The organism is Edaphobacter aggregans DSM 19364 (assembly GCF_000745965.1).
Classification (GTDB): Bacteria; Acidobacteriota; Terriglobia; order Terriglobales; family Acidobacteriaceae; genus Edaphobacter; species Edaphobacter aggregans.
In genome coordinates this window covers 1-2,691 of the sequence record NZ_JQKI01000290.1, presented here as the reverse complement: position 1 = coordinate 2,691, position 2,691 = coordinate 1, and the positions used below count along the sequence as shown (strand labels likewise).

At 54.4% G+C, this 2,691-nt stretch carries 1 protein-coding gene and 4 pseudogenes; 1 reads left to right on the top strand and 4 read right to left on the bottom strand.

The annotated features are described in order from the left end of the window. Positions 1-42 precede the first annotated feature (42 nt). Positions 43-304 (top strand): annotated as a pseudogene (locus Q363_RS39690) (Si-specific NAD(P)(+) transhydrogenase); the annotation flags it as partial. On the opposite strand, the pseudogene Q363_RS47285 reads toward Q363_RS39690, so the two are convergent. The 4 genes and pseudogenes from Q363_RS47285 to Q363_RS42500 all read right to left on the bottom strand — a co-directional run. Then, a pseudogene (locus Q363_RS47285) lies at positions 262-476 on the bottom strand (PaeR7I family type II restriction endonuclease). The pseudogenes Q363_RS39690 and Q363_RS47285 overlap by 43 nt on opposite strands. Beyond that, a pseudogene (locus Q363_RS47280) lies at positions 466-570 on the bottom strand (hypothetical protein); the annotation flags it as partial. The pseudogenes Q363_RS47280 and Q363_RS47285, both read right to left, overlap by 11 nt. A 165-nt stretch (positions 571-735) precedes the next feature. Further along, entirely contained in the window at positions 736-1,653 is a 918-nt protein-coding gene (locus Q363_RS31255; RefSeq protein WP_281176116.1) for a VTT domain-containing protein, read from the bottom strand. Positions 1,654-1,715: 62 nt separating this feature from the next. After that, positions 1,716-2,691: pseudogene (locus Q363_RS42500) on the bottom strand (hypothetical protein); the annotation flags it as partial.

The following is a 2,691-nucleotide window of genomic DNA, read 5'->3' as shown; positions in this document are numbered from 1 at the left end:
CTGAAACTGAACTACTCATTCAAGCGGTCACAGTACTAGTAAGGCATCTACTCAATTCCGGAGATTTCGTTCGTTGGCAAAACAGAAGAACAACTGACCGAAGCGGGTGTCTCATGCGAGATTGGCATCGCACATTACCGCGAAATAGCGCGAGGCCAGATCCTAAACGACACTACCGGGCTCCTGAAGATATTGTTTCACAGGGAAACGCGCCAACTGCTTGGTGTTCATATCGTTGGGGAGGGGGGCGACCGGACTCATTCACATCGGACAGGCCGTTATAGGTTTCGAGGGCTCGATCGATACCTTGTCGCAATCTTCCAAGAGGAAGAAATAGCCCAAGAACGGAGGAGGGACCTTACCGAAACGGCCTTCCCGGTAGGCCACCCAACATCCGTGCCACTGCCGATGGCCTCCTCCGACCGATTGTTGAAGTTATTCCCGAACGAGGGACCAACCTGAGATTTAAATTCCATCGCGGTTACGAGATGGGCCTTCCGACACTAAGATCAAATCCCACTTCTTCTCAGCACGGTAGTAGCCAGGCAATTCTAGCGAAGTGCGGGTCTTGACATCTAGTTTTTTAAGTCATGCTTCACATAGGATGTCTGCGACCAAAACCTCCATCGCTCCTGCCTGATCAGCTTTTCCATGCCGCTCCATTCATTGCGACCGAGAAGAGCACGCCACGACGTGCTTCATTGCCCAGTTCATCTCTGTCCCCATCCGAGCTAGCTATGGACTTGGCAACCTAACTCCAAAGCGCTCCGCAACGACTTCGGGGGCTTCCAGGGACTGAGAGACAGGGAACCCGTGTTCGCGCCATGCCTTAAGTCCGCCTTCCAGCACCCATACTTTGTCAACGCCTATGCGTTTCAATGCCACGGCGACCCGCGCGCTTAACGTGTCGCCTCCAGAAGAAGAATAGAGAATAATCTCGACATCATCCGGAACAGTGATATGTGGAGACGTTCGCAGGTGAGCGGGATCCACCCTGAAAGCGCCGGGAATAGCCTCCGGGCTTTCACCGTCCATTTCTTCTTCGAAGTCCAACAGGTCGAGCACTGCAACTTTTCTATTGGATTTCAGTTTGCGATCGAGCATCGGCGGGCTGATGCGGCGCAGCCGTAGCCGACGAATCATTCGCACCAGAACCAGTCCACGCCAGCCGATATAGAGACCGATCGGAATCCCAATCGCGATAGCGAGGGCGGTACCAAAATGTCTGACCCAGCGAATGGCAACGTCCAGTTCATTCGAGAAGAGATAGCCGAGCCCTACATAGAAGCCTGACCAGAGGAAGCCTCCTAACGTATCGAAGGCAAGGAAACGCGCGAGCGACACTCCTTCCGCGCCGGCAAGCGGCGGAACGACGGCACCCAGTCCCGGAAAGAACTTGGCCACGCATAATAAAGGGGGGCCATAACGGCTAAACTTTTCGTGCGCATTCCTGGAGCTTTCCCGCGGGTCGGCAGTCAAGCGGCAGAGCATCCGCATAGCTTGAGAACCCCACTTTCGGCCGAACCAGAACCATATCGAATCCGCTGCGAGGCAAGCTAAAATTCCCAGAGAAACAACGATGCTTGTGCTCATTTCCCCACCTGCCGAAAGTGCACCCGCGGCCATCAGAAAAACGACTGACGGGACAGGCAGGCCGAGCTGTTAGGTAAGAACCGCAAGCAGCACTGCGGTATAGGTCAGTTGTGAGAATGCGGTCATGATTGTGTCACTCTATCCGACACCGGCCTATCGAATGAGCTGGCGGAAGCACATTCCTGGCGCGAGGAAGGTTCCGCGGACGCCGATTGAACTCCATTTGAAATGCCCGCCATTGGTCCTTCACCTGCGATTAACACAACTACCGACCGTGCGCCAGCACGATATGTTGTCCCCAGAACTGGTTTCTCCGTATTCCATTCGGAAATCTCATGCGGCCGATCCAGTGCAGTATCGATCCACCGCCGCCATTTCTCGGTACCCTCCCTCAATATCGGAAGTTCGAACTCGAGCGCTTCCCAATAAGCATTGAAGATGATGTGCGCCAATATCCGTTCGATCTTCAGTTGCCCGCCGATTGCGACGCTGTGCGAGAAAGAAGACCAATCCGGCTGATTGAGTTTCACGCCGTGCCAGGCATGTTGTTGTTCGCGGAGAACCTGGCTCAAACTCAGACGTTCATGTTCCACGTCGCGCATCATACGCCGCTCAATCAGCAACTTCACAAACCGGAGGAGGTCGGCATGTTTGGACAGCAGATTCCAATCGAACCAGCTCGTATCATTGTCCTGGCAGTAGGCATTATTATTGCCACGTTGACTACGCCGCACCTCGTCGCCCATAACAAACATGGGCACACCTGCAGACAGTATGACTGCTGTGAAAAGGTTCTTCACCTGCCGGTTGCGGAGAGTCTCGATTTCAGGATCGTCCGTCGGACCTTCGAAGCCGCAGTTCCAGCTTCGGTTGTCGTCCCGTCCGTCGCGGTTGCCTTCGCCGTTTTCTTCGTTGTGCTTGTAGTTATAGGAGACGAGGTCGTTCAGCGTAAATCCATCGTGGCACGCAACGAAATTGATACTCTCCTCGACTTCGCGCTCCCTCTGACCATAAATGCTAAGGCTGCCAAGCAGACGATCCGCTACGCGCCCCACCGAATCATTCGCGCCCCGGAAGAAGTCGCGTATATCATCGCGA